General features: G+C 47.1%; 16 protein-coding genes and 2 pseudogenes. 12 read left to right on the top strand and 6 right to left on the bottom strand.

All coding sequences use genetic code 11. The annotated features are described in order from the left end of the window. Positions 1–6 precede the first annotated feature (6 nt). From H583_RS35295 to H583_RS36100, 5 genes and pseudogenes are all read right to left on the bottom strand, one after another. Positions 7–480 carry a hypothetical protein gene (locus H583_RS35295; RefSeq protein ID WP_051236346.1) on the bottom strand — a complete coding sequence of 158 codons (474 nt, stop codon included), beginning with the start codon at positions 478–480 and terminating at the stop codon, positions 7–9. Between the two features lie 230 nt (positions 481–710). After that, positions 711–1,145 carry a DUF2621 domain-containing protein gene (locus tag H583_RS0111795; protein WP_028560651.1) on the bottom strand — a complete coding sequence of 145 codons (435 nt, stop codon included), beginning with the start codon at positions 1,143–1,145 and terminating at the stop codon, positions 711–713. A gap of 99 nt (positions 1,146–1,244) precedes the next feature. Continuing rightward, the gene (locus tag H583_RS0111800; protein ID WP_051236348.1) at positions 1,245–2,417 is read right to left on the bottom strand and encodes a tyrosine-type recombinase/integrase; all 1,173 of its coding nucleotides are present in this window, start codon (positions 2,415–2,417) and stop codon (positions 1,245–1,247) included. A gap of 97 nt (positions 2,418–2,514) precedes the next feature. Then, positions 2,515–2,979 (bottom strand): ImmA/IrrE family metallo-endopeptidase, encoded by a 465-nt coding sequence (locus H583_RS0111805; protein ID WP_028560653.1) that lies wholly within the window; start codon positions 2,977–2,979, stop codon positions 2,515–2,517. Position 2,980: 1 nt separating this feature from the next. Next, positions 2,981–3,085, bottom strand: a pseudogene (locus H583_RS36100) (helix-turn-helix domain-containing protein); the annotation flags it as partial. An 872-nt stretch (positions 3,086–3,957) separates the two neighbouring features. Here H583_RS36100 and H583_RS0111820 point away from each other — a divergent pair. The 11 genes and pseudogenes from H583_RS0111820 to H583_RS37330 all read left to right on the top strand — a co-directional run bounded on the left by H583_RS0111820 (position 3,958) and on the right by H583_RS37330 (position 11,915). Then, a complete protein-coding gene (locus tag H583_RS0111820; protein ID WP_028560654.1) occupies positions 3,958–4,155 on the top strand; it encodes a helix-turn-helix domain-containing protein in 198 nt (65 codons plus the stop codon). Beyond that, a complete protein-coding gene (locus H583_RS35305) occupies positions 4,152–4,952 on the top strand; it encodes a BRO-N domain-containing protein (RefSeq protein ID WP_051236352.1) in 801 nt (266 codons plus the stop codon). The genes H583_RS0111820 and H583_RS35305 overlap by 4 nt, the downstream gene beginning before the upstream one ends. A 29-nt stretch (positions 4,953–4,981) precedes the next feature. Beyond that, positions 4,982–5,251 (top strand): hypothetical protein, encoded by a 270-nt coding sequence (locus H583_RS0111830; protein WP_028560655.1) that lies wholly within the window; start codon positions 4,982–4,984, stop codon positions 5,249–5,251. Between the two features lie 201 nt (positions 5,252–5,452). Further along, entirely contained in the window at positions 5,453–6,343 is an 891-nt protein-coding gene (locus H583_RS0111840) for a hypothetical protein (RefSeq protein WP_036709357.1), read from the top strand. Between the two features lie 12 nt (positions 6,344–6,355). Then, positions 6,356–6,529, top strand: coding sequence for a hypothetical protein (locus H583_RS36615; RefSeq protein ID WP_154665872.1), 174 nt, complete (start codon positions 6,356–6,358; stop codon positions 6,527–6,529). Then, entirely contained in the window at positions 6,501–6,947 is a 447-nt protein-coding gene (locus H583_RS0111850; RefSeq protein ID WP_028560657.1) for a hypothetical protein, read from the top strand. The genes H583_RS36615 and H583_RS0111850 overlap by 29 nt, the downstream gene beginning before the upstream one ends. Continuing rightward, the gene (locus H583_RS0111855) at positions 6,944–8,137 is read left to right on the top strand and encodes a DUF2800 domain-containing protein (protein WP_028560658.1); all 1,194 of its coding nucleotides are present in this window, start codon (positions 6,944–6,946) and stop codon (positions 8,135–8,137) included. The genes H583_RS0111850 and H583_RS0111855 overlap by 4 nt, the downstream gene beginning before the upstream one ends. Next, a complete protein-coding gene (locus tag H583_RS37575) occupies positions 8,134–8,415 on the top strand; it encodes a hypothetical protein (RefSeq protein WP_245585901.1) in 282 nt (93 codons plus the stop codon). The genes H583_RS0111855 and H583_RS37575 overlap by 4 nt, the downstream gene beginning before the upstream one ends. Before the next feature lie 15 nt (positions 8,416–8,430). Further along, positions 8,431–8,961 (top strand): annotated as a pseudogene (locus H583_RS32695) (DUF2815 family protein); the annotation flags it as partial. A 179-nt stretch (positions 8,962–9,140) separates the two neighbouring features. After that, on the top strand, positions 9,141–11,096 hold the full coding sequence (locus tag H583_RS0111875; RefSeq protein WP_028560659.1) for a DNA polymerase: 1,956 nt from the start codon (positions 9,141–9,143) through the stop codon (positions 11,094–11,096). Positions 11,097–11,111: 15 nt separating this feature from the next. Further along, on the top strand, positions 11,112–11,915 hold the full coding sequence (locus tag H583_RS37330; RefSeq protein ID WP_028560660.1) for a hypothetical protein: 804 nt from the start codon (positions 11,112–11,114) through the stop codon (positions 11,913–11,915). Positions 11,916–12,240: 325 nt separating this feature from the next. Here H583_RS37330 and H583_RS32700 read toward each other — a convergent pair whose 3' ends face one another. After that, on the bottom strand, positions 12,241–13,074 hold the full coding sequence (locus H583_RS32700; protein WP_051236354.1) for a hypothetical protein: 834 nt from the start codon (positions 13,072–13,074) through the stop codon (positions 12,241–12,243). Between the two features lie 147 nt (positions 13,075–13,221). On the opposite strand from H583_RS32700, the gene H583_RS0111895 reads away from it, so the two are divergent. Beyond that, entirely contained in the window at positions 13,222–15,576 is a 2,355-nt protein-coding gene (locus tag H583_RS0111895; RefSeq protein ID WP_028560661.1) for a virulence-associated E family protein, read from the top strand. Positions 15,577–15,744 lie beyond the last annotated feature (168 nt).

The raw sequence follows: 15,744 nt of genomic DNA on the forward strand, positions 1-15,744 counted from the left end.
GCTCGATTATTCAACCTTCTCTATGTTTGTAACCCACTTCTGTTTGCTGTCGGTACCTTCAATCAACTTCTCGGTATATTCAAACTTAACCTTGTCCCCTTCTTCAAGAGGGTTAAGCTTCTCCATCATGTCATCATCAAATTGGTAGGATTCAGCTCCGTCAGCAGTCTCAATCTCTATCGTATGGCTGTCAGCGAGTCCATTATAGGTCCCTTCATTGGACAGAACAGGCCGGCCTTGCTGGTCATCCGGCTTGGCAGGGTTGTTATCGGTGCCGCTTGTACCGTTATCAGCGCCATCATTGTCCGGTACCGCTGTGTCCGGCTCCTGTGTACCAGGTATTTCTGTATTGTTCGTCCCCTGATTCGCTGGTGTATTGCTGGAGCTGTTGCTGCAGGCAGCAGTCGTCATGGCAAGGGCAATAGCGAGCGCGAGCAGAGTTGCAGCTTTTCTCTTGGTTTTTCTTTTTGTATGGGTCAATCCGACCACCTCCTGTATTCTATAACGTAACTATACCCCTGGTGGTTACAAATCAATCACAATTAAATTAAGATTTGAAGACAAGCTATACGGCAGTTTCCCGTTTTGTCATCATGAATTGACAAGCAAGAAGGCTGAGTTCTTATCATCAAACCTAACCCCGATGACAATCGTTTCTATTAAATTTTTGAATTCCGATTGTCGGGGCCGTCTGCTACAAGATTGCCATACTAGGAAAGCAGGTGCTTGTACGGCGTGTAGTCAATATTATTCTTTTCCAGAAAATTTGTCAGACTCCGGTAATCACGGCGCGGAGTCGCCAGTATGTAACCTTCGATGCAATGCTCCCGTGTGACCTCAGAGGAGCCGCTCTCTACGGCGAGCTGCCCGATCTTGGCTGCTATGGAGTGCTTGGCAATATCGCGAAATGCTTGCGGTACCGGGGATGCCAGGACATCCAGGAACTTCTTGGACTCATCTGTCCATAATGGACGGCTGCGCTCCACCCAGTAATTTTGCCAGTCGAGCTTGGATTTTCCATCTCGCTTCGGAAGCACTTTTAGAAATTTCCGGAACATAAAATAACCGCCGATCGACATAAAACCCAGCAGTACCACGGCCCAGAAAATAATAAAATACATAAACCCGTCCGTTGCGGAATTCATTATCGCTTCACCTCACCATGAATTATATCGTATTTCTAGATTTATTTCGATATTAGTCTTAAAAGCCCTTGGGGCGTATGGCTTTTGCATGTCCTATCTTTAATCAGCCCCACTTTTAGCCCCAGCAGCTTGGACACTATTCGAAAAAACAGTCACTGCTTTATCTTCCATCTCTTTTAAAGAGTGGCCATAAGTCTTATATATCATCTCTACAGTAGTTCCTAAACGTTCTGCAATAGTTTTTGGCAACACGCCATTATTTATCAATATTGTAGCATGTGTATGACGCAGACCGTGAGGAGAGATTCGAGTGAAGGATACGCCTTCTGACTTTAATTTTTTATATGCGTTTTTTAAGGCAACCTTCATGACTTCGGTATATACTGGCTCGCCTGTGTTTGCGAGAAAAATATGATCAGCGCTTTTATCCAGTTTAAATCCGTGCCTGAATTTTGTCTCTATACACCACTTTTGATAAGAAAGCATCTGATTTATCAATAGACTGTCAACTGGGATAGTGCGATAACTGTTTTTGGTTTTGGGCGGCCTCTCGCCGTGAGCATCTCTCGTAAAGTCGATGCTTATCTTCCCCTTTTTAAAGTCTACATCTCGCCACTTTAATGCTAACGCCTCGCCGATCCGCATACCAGTGTAGGCGAGCAGGAGGGCCAGCGTGTAGCTGGTGAGGGGGGTGTATTTTTTGAGTGCTTGTATCATAATGTTCAGCTCGTCCGCGGTTAGGTGATTTTTGCGGGCTGCACGCTGTTCAATCTTAACTTTTCGAAACCTGTTGCGCGAAAGTATTTCTTCCTCTACAGCGGCGTTGACTGCAATTTTAAAATAATTGTGATAGGTTAACACCGTACTGGGCTTGAATTTTTTCAGCAAAGGCTGAATAAATACTCTGATATAAGTTTGCCTGTCCAATTTATTTAAATTGTATTTTCCAAGCATAGGTTTCAAGTGATTCTCTATTGCTCTTTTCCTTACCACCTGAGTAGATATTTTCCACAGGTGAGCATTTGTATTCAACCAAATATCTAACCATTGCCCCACAGTCATTTGGCTGTTCTCGACTTTTTTCAGATTGCCGTTGGCAACGTCGATTTTTGCTTTCAACAAAGCTTTTTCGGCATCCTTCTGGGTTACAAAGCTACTTTCTTTCTTCTCTCGGCGCTTCCCAAGAGTATCATAATACTTGTACCTGTACCTGTATCTAACATCTCCGTTTTTTAGAAGGTATTTTTCTATTTCCTTTTCCGCTCTTTTCATTTTCATCCGTCCTTTGCGCGCGGGTAGGCGATAAAAGGGAATGTATGTTCTGTTTTAGTGTATGATGAACCGCCTTGCGGCGGGAAAGCGCAAGATTTTAAAATAATTCAATAACCCCTAATGGATCAAAGCAAATTGCATGACTGTCGTCAACCATCAAAAGTAACCCATGTTTTTCTGTGTAACGGTCAATAGAATGTTGAAGGAACTCCTCGGTTACTCCCAGGTATTCGGCTATTTCGTGGCGGCCTTGGGCTTTAGCTTTGTAGGCCTGTACAATATCAGATAAGGGGATAAGTCTGCCATAAGCCCATTGCCGCGCACGAAGTTCCTGTTTCCGGTGTCTGAGATCAGACTGATCCAGGATGTCACCAGTTGAAGTATGGTAATGTCCAAGCTCTTCCGCAAGTATGCAGGCTTTCCCAACTGTATAAGGTGTAAATTTATTTACCCACACAATTCCATCGGAATACAAACCTCTGTTTCTTGGTAGCATTGGCATTTCGTAGACCTCTATGTTGTGATTATGGGCTTCATCGAGAAGCTCCTCGTATGTTGCCATATCATCTACCCTTTCGCTTTGACCTCACAAATTCTTTAAATCGTTCGATTTCCTCCAGTTCCTCTTCTGTCCAGTCAGCTCCTTCATGATGTGCTGCAATGGTTTCGGGTTCAAAGCTTGAGCTCCCTACTGTATTGCTTGCTTCTGTCAGTGCATCTATTAATTCAGCTTCCCTGAATTTTGTGTAAGCTGTAACCATTTCGTTTTCACTCAATCCTTGCTCTTGGTAGTGATGTAGCAGCTCCAAAGGAATGTCTTCTAATAAATCACCGTCGATTTCCTCCAATTCGTATCCAGCTGCTGCAAATAGACTCTCGTCATCAACAATTAACTTATACGGATTACTGCTCGCTAGTTTCTTAACTAAATCTAAAGGTGGCTGTTCAGTAGTTATGCCAAAAGCGTAAGTTTCTACTATATCTAAATCTATGCTTAAGTCATTGGCAAATTGTTCACAGGTTCTTTTATTCATGATGATTCTAAACAGCTCCTCGAATCTGGTGAGCTCAAAACCATATAATACTACGTCGACTGATTCTTTGAAGTGCTCAGCTACTTTTTGTACTTTATCTATTGATGGTGAACTTTTTGCCCAATTGTAAATTGTACCGTTACCAAACCCCATCTCTTTTTCAAGCTTAGGTATAGTCGTCCCATTTTTCACACTGAGATGTTTAATATTTTCAACAATTCTCATATTGCCCTCCTGGATGACCGATAATAATCAAGTTTAAATAAGATTATTATCGGTTTAGGTGTTGACCAACCGATAATAATCGGTTATATTTATCTCAACAGCTTAATTGTTTGCAAAAATGGCACCAAAAAGATGAGGGTATATCACCCAATTGAAAAAATCGTTCCCCAACGATGTTTATTTTGTTGTGCCTTTTTACTGATAATAGATTATTTTCAGTTGAAAGTCAACAATTAAGCTGTGTTTTTTACAAACAATTACAAAAGGGGGGGGGGGTAAGAGTGGCTCAATACACTGAATTCGGAGCAGAAGCGCGGAAGATCATGTTTCTAAAAAATATCAAGATGAAAGATGTAGCAAATGAACTTGGTGTATCGGTAACGTACGTATCTGAGATTTTCAAAGGCACACGTGCTGGCAAAAATCAAAAGCCGCAAATCGCTGAAATGCTTGGTATGGAAAGTGAGGTTGTGCAATGATCAGTCCGGTACTATTTGAAGGCCAGCATGAAGTTTTGCTTCTTTTTACTGATGATGTATCAATTCCGTTCAAAGGTGATTTCATCATTCGGGCAAAAGATGTTGCGTCAATTCTGGAATACAAAGGGGCTTCCGCTACAAATCACATTTTGAAGTTTTGCAAGGAAAATCACATTTACCAAATTAAAAATTCGGATATTTTAAATCAAAATATCCGAAAGTTCAACAATGCCGGAGAGAAGTTCATTTCTAATCTTTCGCTAAATCGCGTCCTCGGTCAATCCAATCAGCCTAAGGCGCTACCTTTTCAAGATTGGATATATGAAGACATGCTTCCTTCAGTGCAGAAAACAGGAAAGTACTCTCTACCAGGAAACGAGACTCAACTGCTTCATTTTAAGAAAGAGGCCTACATGGTAGAGATCGCAGCTAATGTACTACGTCTTCCAGACAGCGGGAGACTGAAATTGCTAGGCGATTTTAATCGAACACACGGCCTGTCCGTCCCGCTTCCTGGGTATGCTGACGAATCTATCTCCGAATCTGCAACAGAGCTTCTTAAGAAGAACGGGATCGGGATGCCGGCCAAAGAGTTCAACAAGCTATTAATGCAACATGGATTCCTTGAAGAAAAGGAGCGCCCATCCAGCAGAGGTGGAATAAAGCTCTTCAAATCGATAACGGTCCCTGGGCTATCATACGGTAAGAACATTATTAGCCCGAACAGCCCGAGAGAAACGGCGCCGCATTATTTTCCGGACAAATTTCCAGAACTACTTAGAATATTGGGACTTTAATCAAAAACATTGGAAAGAGAGGTGACGAAATGATTCCGGCTGAGATCAAGGTACAGTTGGATCCTGTCGGTATACGGGAGTTTGTGCAGCAGGAGCTTCAAAAGCAAATACGCCAGCAGCTACTACTGGTTGACATCAATCGCTTGAGCGAACTTACATCTATGTCACCAAAATTTTTGGAGACAGAAATACTCCACGACCCAAGAGTGCGAATCCACGAGCGACGCAAGTTGAGAAAGCGCTGGTGGGTAGCTCAACCCACGTTTGAGGCAATCTTAGTTGTGATAGAAGAGTGGTAATTACAAAGGAGGTGAGGTAGTTGTCCGTCACAGGATGGGTATGGATGCAACTAACGCTTCAGGAGCGCATCGACATTTTGGAATTTGCAATTGAACAGAATGCGTTGAAATGGAAAACAGCTCAATCGGGGTAGGAGCCGATCAAGCTGCATAAGTCAAAATTCGTTGCCGTCAGTATATCACTGACTGGGAGGGGACGCAATGAAAATCTGTTATCGTCAAATCAATTTTCGCCCGGACAGCCTTCGGCTAATCGAACAGGTTAATGCCATTATTTCTGAATATCAGGAGATGGGTTATTCCCTTACGCTTCGTCAGGTTTACTATCAGTTGGTTGCAAGAGACGTAATCCCAAATAATGAGCGGTCCTATAAAAATCTTGGTAATCTCATTTCGGACGGTCGCATGTCTGGGCTGATAGATTGGAATGCCATCGAGGATCGGACCCGAAATCTAAAGAAGAATAGTCACTGGTCTTCTCCGGGATCAATCATCAGCTCTGCTGCTTACAGTTACGCTATTGATAAATGGGCTGATCAGGATAGTTATGTTGAAGTGTGGGTCGAGAAGGACGCCTTGATCGGCATTGTTGGCCAGGTGTGTGGAGAATTGGATATCCCATATTTCTCTTGTAGAGGTTATGTATCGCAGTCTGAAATGTGGTCAGCAGCTCAACGACTTGGAAACTTTGCTGGACAAAAGGATATTCACATCATTCATTTGGGTGACCATGACCCGAGTGGCAGAGACATGAGCCGCGATATCGTGGATCGGTTGGAGCTTTTCGGAGTGTCGGTTCAATTTGAACGGATTGCCTTGAACTATGATCAAATCGAAGAATACGGGCCGCCCCCGAATCCCACCAAGTTGACTGATAGCCGGGCGACTGGATACATTGCAGAGTTTGGGCATGAGTGCTGGGAATTGGATGCTTTGCGTCCTGATGTAATTGATGCACTTATTCGGAACAAGGTCACTGACCTTTGTAATTTGGAGTTACTTGCAGAAGCGAGAAAACGGGAAGATGCTGCGAAGCAAACCCTACAGGCCGTTGCAAGAGATTGGTCAAATATTGAAGACAACTATTCTTAGGAGGAGGTTGTCATGTCCAAAGTAGCTATTTATCTGCTGCCACCCGAATGTGGGGTGTGTGGTCAGGAGGTTCATCCGAAGTTTCTCCAGCCCTGGAACGGGCAGGATGTCTGTAAATATTGCATCAACGAAATTAACGAGGAGGCTGAATGCTATCATGCCAGTACAAATTCATATATCCGGTGAGAACGCCGAACAAGCAATCCAAGAGTTTTCTGTATTATCCGCTGCTTTCGTGGGTACTGTTGCCCCTGCAGCTACGCCTGATGTATCTGCTAAAAGCATACCTGTTGTAACCGAAAAGCCAAAGCAAAAGCGCCAGACAGCAAAGGTAGAGAATGAGCCCGAAGTGAAGCCGGAAGTGAAGCCAGAACCGGAACAAGTTGAGGAGCCTGATCTGCAGGAGGAAGATGCTTCCGAGGATCCGGAGGATATCCCTTCTTCTGTTGATCTGCGGGCGAAGGCGCAAGAAGTCAGTAAAGCGGATCCAGCTAATAGGGCCAAGGTGAAGGAGCTGCTGGACAATTTCGGCTGCAAGAACATTACTGAGGTTCCTGAGAACAAGCGGGTCCAGTTCATGGCTGAGCTGGAGAAGCTGGCATGACTCAGGCGCATGCTGAACGCGCTCACGCCTTACTTAGTGCATCCGGGGCAGATCGGTGGATTAATTGTCCGCCGAGCGCCCGGCTCACGGAAAATATTCCTGACACGCGCAGTGAGTATGCGAATGAGGGGACGGCAGCTCACGAGCTGTCCGAATTGATACTTAGACGGCGCATTACACCTTGTAATTCAAAGGAGCGGCTACGGCTTGATAAGGCAGTCTCTCAGTTCCAAAAAAGCAATTCGTATTACGGCTTTGAAATGAATGATGCTGTTGCTGACTATGTGGAGATTGTAGAGGAACGTTTCATGGCTGCCAAAGCCCGGACGGCTGATGCCATTGTGCTGCTGGAGGAACGGCTGGATTTAACGGAGTGGGTCCCAGATGCTTTCGGTACCGGGGACGTTATCCTGATCGCTGACGGAGTGCTGGAGATCATTGACTTGAAATATGGGAAGGGTGTTCCCGTCAGCGCTATCGACAATCCTCAGATTCGGCTGTATGCGCTGGGAGCATGGCATGCTTACGGCTTCCTCTATGACATTCAGGAGATCCACATGACCATCGTTCAACCGAGGCTTGATAGCGTCAGTACAGATATCATGTCCATTGACGAGCTGCTTGCATGGGCTGAAACAACCGTTAAGCCTGCAGCTACTCTGGCCTATGCAGGAGAAGGAGAGTATTTGTCCGGAAGCCATTGCAAATGGTGCAAGGTCAAAGCAACCTGCAGGGCGCGTGCAGATGCAAATATGGAAGCCATCTCTCATGAGTTTCAGGATCCGGCTCTTATGACGCTGGAGGAGGTCGGCAGCATCCTTCATATCGCTGAACAGCTCAAGGCTTGGGCCAAGGACGTTGAAGATTATGCCTTCGAACAGGCAAAGGCCGGGCACAGCGTTCAGGGTTGGAAACTGGTCGAAGGGCGCAGCAATCGGGCGATTATTGACAAGGACATTGCTCGGAAGACATTTGAAGCGGCTACGATTGAATTAGATAAGTACCTTAAGCCTCGCGAACTTTTGGGGATTGGGGAGCTGGAGAAGCAGATCGGCAAGAAAGAGCTGTCAGGCTTGATCGGTGATCTGATCTTCAAGCCGCCAGGTAAGCCGGTACTTGTCCCAGAGATAGACAAGCGCCCTGAGCTGAACAGCGTTGAGCAAGATTTTGCAGGAGAGGATTTCGGATGACCGACCAATGGGGCGTCTGGAGTAACTGGTCCAAGAAATGGTGCTTCGGAATCGCGGAGCCAACTAAACGGAAAGCGAGTAAAGCTTTATTCGACAAGATAGGTAAACACGCCTATAGATGGCGGTTTGAATACAAGAAGATTCCTTTGGGGGTAGACCCCAAAACATCAAATCAAAAAACTGCAGGTAGTAAGCCTGTTAAAAAAGGGAGACATGTTCAAATGGCAAACGAAAATACATCTACAAAACTGGTAACAGGAAAGGTACGCCTGTCCTAAGCAAAAGTCTGGGAGGCGGAAGCAGACGACTACGGCAATATGTGGTTTAGTACAGCAATCCTGATTCCCAAAGAGGATAAGGAGACGCTACGCAAGATTAAAGCGGTGGTCGATCTGTTGAAGGAGCAGGCAAAAGCGAAGTACAACGGCAAGCTTCCGAAGGACTTCCACACCCCGCTGCGAGATGGTGACGAAGAGGCGGATGAAAAGGGCGAGGCGTATGCTGAGCATTATTTCTTTAACGCCAAAAGTAAGAACAAGCCAGGGATCGCGAAGCCGATCGGCAAGGAGGGCGGCAAGACCAAGTTCGCTGATATTACGGACACGACAGAGGTCTATTCCGGCTGCTATGCCAAGGTTTCTGTTAACTTCTACTTGTTCGACACCAAAGGCAATAAGGGTATTGCAGTGGGTTTGAATAATATCGTCAAAGTCCAGGACGGTGAACCTCTTGGCGGCGGTCGAAGCAGCGTGAACACTGACTTTGCTGATGAGGATTTCGATACAGACGATCTCGGGGATGGCGAGGACGATTTCTTGAATTAAGCATGTGAGGGGATTCTGCAAGGGGTCCCCTTTCTTGTTCCAGAAAGGAGGGCTTTTCTTGAAGATCAAGTTTCAATCTTTTAAAGCTGAGGAATCGGAACAGTGGTTGATGAGGATGATTTTTGTTCGGAGTATGACCTGCGAGATACGTCATGCGCCGATTGTTAGGAGGTGGCTTATTGGCCGTTTTACAGATTGATATTGAAACCTATAGCAGTGTGGACCTGATTAAATCGGGTGTGTATCGATATGTCGAAGCACCTGATTTTGAGATATTGCTGTTCGCTTATGCCTACGATGATGAACCAGTTACGGTCATTGACCTGACTGCCTTTGAGGATCTGCCGGAGCAAGTACGCATAGATTTGACGGATCCGTTCGTGACCAAGACAGCATTCAACGCGAACTTTGAGCGAACTTGTATTTCCAAACACTTCGGCATCGAATGCATTCCTTCACAGTGGCGTTGTACGGCCGTTCATGCGTTGGCGCTTGGCCTGCCCGGATCTCTGGGCGGTGTGGCTGAGGTGTTGAAGCTGGATGCTCAGAAGGATACGAAGGGTAAGAACCTGATCAAGTATTTCAGCGTGCCCTGTAAGCCGACCAAGGTCAACGGACAGCGTACCCGGAACTATCCGCACCATGACACGGACAAATGGGCCGATTACGTGGGATATTGTCGGCAGGATGTTGTGGTCGAGCGGGCGATTCGGGAGAGGCTGGAACGCTACCCGGTGCCGTATAGGGAATGGCAGCTCTGGGCGCTGGATCAGAAGATTAATGACAGTGGGGTTCGATTGGATCCGGTTCTCATCCGTGCAGCCATAGATTGTGCAGCGCAGTATTCTGGACGGTTGACATCTGCCGCCAAAGAACTGACGGGGCTGGATAACCCAAATAGCCTGCCACAGCTTAAGGCTTGGCTGGCTGACAGAGGGCTGGAGACACCAGACGGATTGGGGAAAGAGTTTATGCCTGTTCTACTTGACGCTGCACCAGATGCAGAGAGCAAACGCATGTTGGAGCTGCGGCAGGAGATGGGCAAGACCAGCAACAGTAAATACGATGCCATGCTCCGGACGATTTGCTCAGATGATCGAGTAAGAGGGATCTTACAATTCTGCGGTGCAAACCGGACATGGCGCTGGGCAGGACGTATCGTTCAGATGCACAACCTACCGCAGAACCACATTGATGATCTGGAGCTTGCCCGGGAAGTGTTGCGTTCAGGAGACTTCGACCTGCTGGAGATGCTTTACGGATCCCCGCCGTTCGTCTTGTCGCAACTGGTGCGCACAGCGCTGCTGCCATCTGAGGGTTCACGCTTCATAGTTTCGGACTTTGCAGCCATCGAGGCGCGTGTCATTGCCTGGCTGGCTGATGAAATGTGGGTGCTGGATGTGTTTCAGAGCCACGGCAAAATTTATGAAGCGACAGCAGCTCGTATGTTCAACGTCCCATTTGAGAGCATTGCCAAGGGTCATGACAATTATCGGTACCGCGCACCAGGTAAGGTGGCAACACTGGCCTGTGGCTTTGGTGGCGGTAAAGCTGCTCTTGAGAAGATGGATAAGAGTAAAGAGATTGATCCGGAACAATATGATCCACTCGTTAGGCAATGGAGAAACGCCAATCCGAATATACGAAAGCTGTGGTATCGGGCCGAAGAAGCAGCCATGGAGGCAGTACGCACGAAAGGCACGGTCAAGCTGGCGCATGGAGTTCAGTACCGGTATGCAGGCGGGACACTCTTTGCGGATCTGCCAAGCGGGCATAGTCTGGCCTACCCGCAGGCAGCGATTAAGCCGGATACCAAATTCAACAAGGATGGTTTGATCTTCTTCGCGCAGGATGATCGTGGCAAGTGGTCAGCTCAGCGCACATGGGGAGGGACGCTTGTAGAGAACCTTGTTCAAGCCATTGCCCGGGACTGTCTGGCTGAGAGCCTGCTGCGGCTGGATGATGCGGGGTATCGGATTCCGCTGCACGTTCACGATGAGGTTGTTCTGGATGTGCCGAGCGGTACCGGTTCGGTTGAGGAAGTAACGGAAATAATGAGCCGCCCGATTGACTGGGCGCCGGGGTTACCGCTCAAGGCAGCCGGCTTTGAGTGTGAATTCTATCAGAAGGATTAAGGGGAGGGTTTGGCTATGTCAATTATTTCAGGAACGGGTCTTGGAAGGATTGTACCTGTTCGGGATCCGGAGCGGGAGCTGCGGTCATCCGGTTCAGGGTCTGTCACAACATATACGATGTCTCCGGATGAGCTGGAAGCACACTTCGGGAAAACAATAAAACCGTCGAGAGGGGATAAGGGCGTGGCACAGTTTACATTAAGTAAAGAAGAATATTTGAAGGAACGTATGGCAGGGAAGTCTCGCGAAGAAATTGCCCAGGCGCAGAATGTTAGTCTTGCCGGTTTGGGGTATTGGTTGAAAAAGTGGGGGATTAAGGATTCTTATCAAGAAGAATTAGAGATTGGAGCAGCTATGCTTCCTCCTCTGAAATTGTCGGAGACTGATATTCAGCTGGCAGAAAGGATTGATTTACTGCGTCGATTGGACGAAGCCAAGGAAGATGCAGCTTCATGGAAGCAGACTGCGGAAATGTACCGGAGAGAATTAGAAGAGTTACAGTTCAAAGCAACAGATCCTTCAAAACTCGTTGATACCCGCTTTGAGGAAATTGGAATCCAGATCGGGCAGCTTGTCGGGAAGAAGAAGAATGCAGCCTATGGCGACTCCTTCGCCAAGACGGGTCAGTTCCTCCAGCTGTTATACCCGGATGGCATCCAGCCTGAGCAGTACGGGGATGCACTCAGCATTGTGCGTATTTTCGATAAACTGATGCGTCTGGCCAATCGTAAGGATGCATTCGATGAGTCGCCATATCGGGATATTGCCGGTTACGGCATTCTTGGAGCTGCAAATGACGGGGAGGCGGTGCAGGGATGAAAAATAAACTCAAGGTGCATGTATATTCCCTTACGTTCCGCATTTCACGCAGGATGATTCTGCTTTCATTAATGCCATTGCACGATTTATTGGGATTAAATTACGTTTTGGTATGACTGGATTATGGGGACGGAAATTGCCGCAAGCCACTTGTAAAGGGTTTTTCGGAATGAAAAGGCAGTGCGGTTGGCTGTCGTAGTCCGTGGTATTCGTTGAAATATTAAGTTAGCTGCAGGGGATATACAAGCTAAGGTACATTTCTAACCCTGAGTGTATTTATTAGCTCAGTGGTTTCATCAACTGAGCTAATGGCAATTAAAAAGAATTATAAGGTGAAATTTGTATCTACTAAACTGTTTCTTATAAGTGTTTCTAATGTTTGTTTCGAAACGTCAATATTAGGAAAATGAAAATTTAAATAATCCTGAACGAAAGGAACTATTAATTTTTTATCAAAATCTGCTGGAGAATCGATATTGCTTATGAATCTACGAACACCTTCATTAACAACATCTACAACATCTCCGGTTAATCTATTTAAATAATTGGTATTTTTATCTTTGAGAGTTCTTCGTTTTAGTACTGAAACATCCATTTGTAACTCGTTCATTTTTTCGAATAGGATGTCAAATGGTGCGACTTCTGTTTGTTCAAGATGTGCCACCTTAAACTCACCAAAACTTTTTAAAAATGAATACTTATCAGGGTGATGTACAGAGTTTTCATAAGTGGCTTTTACTTTATGTGCTAGATGTTTTTTGAATTCTACTATTTTTGCAAACCTTAAATCTCTCGGATATTCTAAATGTTCAATTACACCAGTATCAAACGAGTAAGTTGTCCGATCATCTTTAATTATTACTGTTGGTTTATCAAAAGCCAAGCGCATACCCAGCTCGAACATGACGTTAGGGTTCTTACAGCTAACATCGCAAATAACAATGTCAGAGGTATAGAGTCCTTCTACTATTCGTTTATGAATAAGACCGACACTATCGCCTTCACTAACTATTTTTGTAGAGCATTTATAGTCAGAGAGCGATGATACAGATTCAGTAATGATGCTTTTAACTTCAAGCCAGTGGTCCGCACTGCAGTCATCAATAGGTGCTATAGGCATAACTAAACCGACACTTAATTCGTTTTTTTCTTCGGACACATGAATCCTCCTATTAGAATTTTTAGGAACATTATACCAGATTTATTAATGCATAGTATACAGGAACTATATTTTGTGACTCTAAGAGTTCCTGTAAGAGTGACTGACGAATTTGCAGGCTATAGATTTGAATTAGAGGTGACATCTATGGAAGAGCTGGACATTAGTTTCGGCAAGCATCGCGCCGATACGAACTGGAAGCCGGAATACCTGAGCTGGGATGAATTCGTAGACCGGCTCCGGAAGGTCCGGCGTACGCCAGAGACGATGGCGCAATACGACAAAATGAGTATCCCTGATAAGGGGAAAGCGAAGGACGGGCCCGCATATGTTGGCGGGCTTATCCGGGGCGGAAGGCGCAAGAAAGAAAATCTTGATACGCGCAGCCTGATTACCCTTGACGCTGACTTTGCTGACGATGATTTTTTATTCACCTGTGAGCTGGTGCTGGGCGGTACGGCTTATGCGATCTATTCCACGCACAGTCACCGGCCACACAAGCCAAAGTACCGTTTAATTGTTCCGGCTGATCGGACGATGTCGCCGGATGAATATGCGGCTGTCTCCCGGAAGCTATCCGAGCAGGTCGGCATGCACTTCTTCGATAAGACGACGTTTCATGTTCATCGGTTGATGTATTTCCCTTCCTGCAGCAAGGACGCGGATCCGGTGCTTGAGCTTGGAGAGGGTGGCCCACTCCATGTTGACGAGCTGTTAGACACTTATGCGGATTGGCAAGACGTATCCGCTTGGCCCCGGCATCCAGACGAGGTTAAGGTTCTCCGGGCGGCGGCAACGAAGGCGCAGGATCCGCGCGAGAAGCTGGGGACGATCGGGCTATTCTGCCGAGCATATTCGATCGAGGAAGGCATTGATACCTTTCTGAGCGATGTCTATTCAATCGGTACGATGCCAAACCGGTACACCTACGCACTCGGGAGCAGCGCGAACGGGCTGGAGATCTACCCGGATCAAGAGCTTGTCTTCTCGCACCAAGACAGCGACCCGGTAGCTGACGGCCGGACGTACAATTTGTTCGATCTGGTTCGGGTGCATAAGTTCGGGCATCTGGACGAGAGGGTCAAGGAGTTTACCCCTGACGCCAAAAAGCCGAGTCACATGGCCATGGAGCACTGGGCGATCAGGCAGCCGCAGGTTAAGCGCCTCGCTATGTCAGAACGCCAGGCGGATTATGCTGAAATGGCTGATGCGTTTGACGAAGATGTGGAGGAACCTGATACCTGTGATGAAAACTGGGAGGATCAGTTGGAGCTTCACCATAAGACCAGTCTTCCACTGCCGACAGCGGGGAACATTGAATTAATCCTATCAAATGGGGTCTGGAAAGGCATTCTTGCTTTCGACGCGTTCGGAAATTCAGAAGTCACCCGGCGTCCGCTGCCATGGCGGGAGCAGGAGAGGCCAGGACGATCATATGAGCCTTGGCTGGGTGCTGACGATAAGCGGCTGCAGCATTGGTTTTCCAAAGCACACAGTATTAATGGAGGAAAGACCATCCAGAACGCTTTTACTGAGGTGGTCCACAAGAACAGCTTTCATCCTATTAAGAGCTATTTGGAGAGTGCTGTCTGGGATGGCGTACCGCGTGCAGAGAGCCTGTTCACCGTTTATCTGGGGGCGGCGGATACCCATTACGTCCGGCAGGTGACTCGCAAGATGCTGCTGGCTGCCGTGGCACGGCTTTATCGGCCTGGCTGCAAGTTTGACCAGATGCTGGTGCTGGTGGGCCCGCAGGGAGCCGGCAAGAGTTCTTTGCTGGCGAAGCTGGGGCGGGAATGGTTCAGCGATAGCTTAAGGACGTTCGAGAATAAGGAAGCCGGTGAGCATCTGCAGAGTGGCTGGATCTTCGAGATCGGAGAGCTGTCGGCTATGAAGAAGACAGAGGTTGAGGAGGTCAAGGCGTTCTTGTCCAAGACAGAGGACCGGTACCGGGTGGCCTATGATCGGCAGGTGTCGGAGTTTCCGCGCAAATGTATATTTTTTGGAACCACGAACACCCGGGGATTTCTTCGGGACATGACCGGGAACCGCCGCTTTTGGCCCGTAGAGGTTCGTCCAGAGCAAGCAGAGCTGAGCCATTGGGACCATTTAACCGAGGCAGAGGTTTGCCAGATCTGGGCGGAGGTTTTGAGCTGGTTCAAGGCGGGGGAAACCTTGGAGCTGGATCACGAGGCCCGCTTAGAGGCTGAGAAGCAACAGGCAGCACATATGGAAGCAGATCCCCGCGAGGGACTTATTCAGGAGTGGCTGGAGTCTGAGGAAGTCGATGATCTGGACCGCCCCACAGGCCAGATTCGCAACCGTGTCTGTGCAGCCCAGATATGGGTGGAATGTCTGGGTAAACGGAAAGGTGACATGAAGGCATGGGAAGCCAAGGAGATATGTGACATTATGCGGAAAATACCCGGATGGGCTGAGCGGAAGGGTAGGCTTCGCATACCGGATTACGGCTTGCAGACCGTGTTCGAACGGATGGATTAGTGTATCAGTAACCCGTATCAGTGATGTATCAGTAAACGAATTACTGATACAAATTCTGATCAGTAATCTCAGTAACGTATCAGTGAAAATAGAATTACTGATACACCCCAAAGCCTTGCTGGGTAAGGGATTTCAGGCGGTGTATCAGTAATATCAGTAAATTTACCA

The sequence above is a fragment of the Paenibacillus pinihumi DSM 23905 = JCM 16419 genome, assembly GCF_000422505.1.
Lineage (GTDB): Bacteria > Bacillota > Bacilli > Paenibacillales > Paenibacillaceae > Paenibacillus_D > Paenibacillus_D pinihumi.

Coding starts and splice junctions, on each gene's coding strand:
- H583_RS0111795 (WP_028560651.1), bottom strand. CDS start 1,145: ATGAATTCCGCAACGGACGGGTTTATGTATTTTATTATTTTCTGGGCC.
- H583_RS0111800 (WP_051236348.1), bottom strand. CDS start 2,417: ATGAAAAGAGCGGAAAAGGAAATAGAAAAATACCTTCTAAAAAACGGA.
- H583_RS0111805 (WP_028560653.1), bottom strand. CDS start 2,979: ATGGCAACATACGAGGAGCTTCTCGATGAAGCCCATAATCACAACATA.
- H583_RS35305 (WP_051236352.1), top strand. CDS start 4,152: ATGATCAGTCCGGTACTATTTGAAGGCCAGCATGAAGTTTTGCTTCTT.
- H583_RS0111830 (WP_028560655.1), top strand. CDS start 4,982: ATGATTCCGGCTGAGATCAAGGTACAGTTGGATCCTGTCGGTATACGG.
- H583_RS0111840 (WP_036709357.1), top strand. CDS start 5,453: ATGAAAATCTGTTATCGTCAAATCAATTTTCGCCCGGACAGCCTTCGG.
- H583_RS36615 (WP_154665872.1), top strand. CDS start 6,356: ATGTCCAAAGTAGCTATTTATCTGCTGCCACCCGAATGTGGGGTGTGT.
- H583_RS0111850 (WP_028560657.1), top strand. CDS start 6,501: ATGCCAGTACAAATTCATATATCCGGTGAGAACGCCGAACAAGCAATC.
- H583_RS0111855 (WP_028560658.1), top strand. CDS start 6,944: ATGACTCAGGCGCATGCTGAACGCGCTCACGCCTTACTTAGTGCATCC.
- H583_RS37575 (WP_245585901.1), top strand. CDS start 8,134: ATGACCGACCAATGGGGCGTCTGGAGTAACTGGTCCAAGAAATGGTGC.
- H583_RS37330 (WP_028560660.1), top strand. CDS start 11,112: ATGTCAATTATTTCAGGAACGGGTCTTGGAAGGATTGTACCTGTTCGG.
- H583_RS0111895 (WP_028560661.1), top strand. CDS start 13,222: ATGGAAGAGCTGGACATTAGTTTCGGCAAGCATCGCGCCGATACGAAC.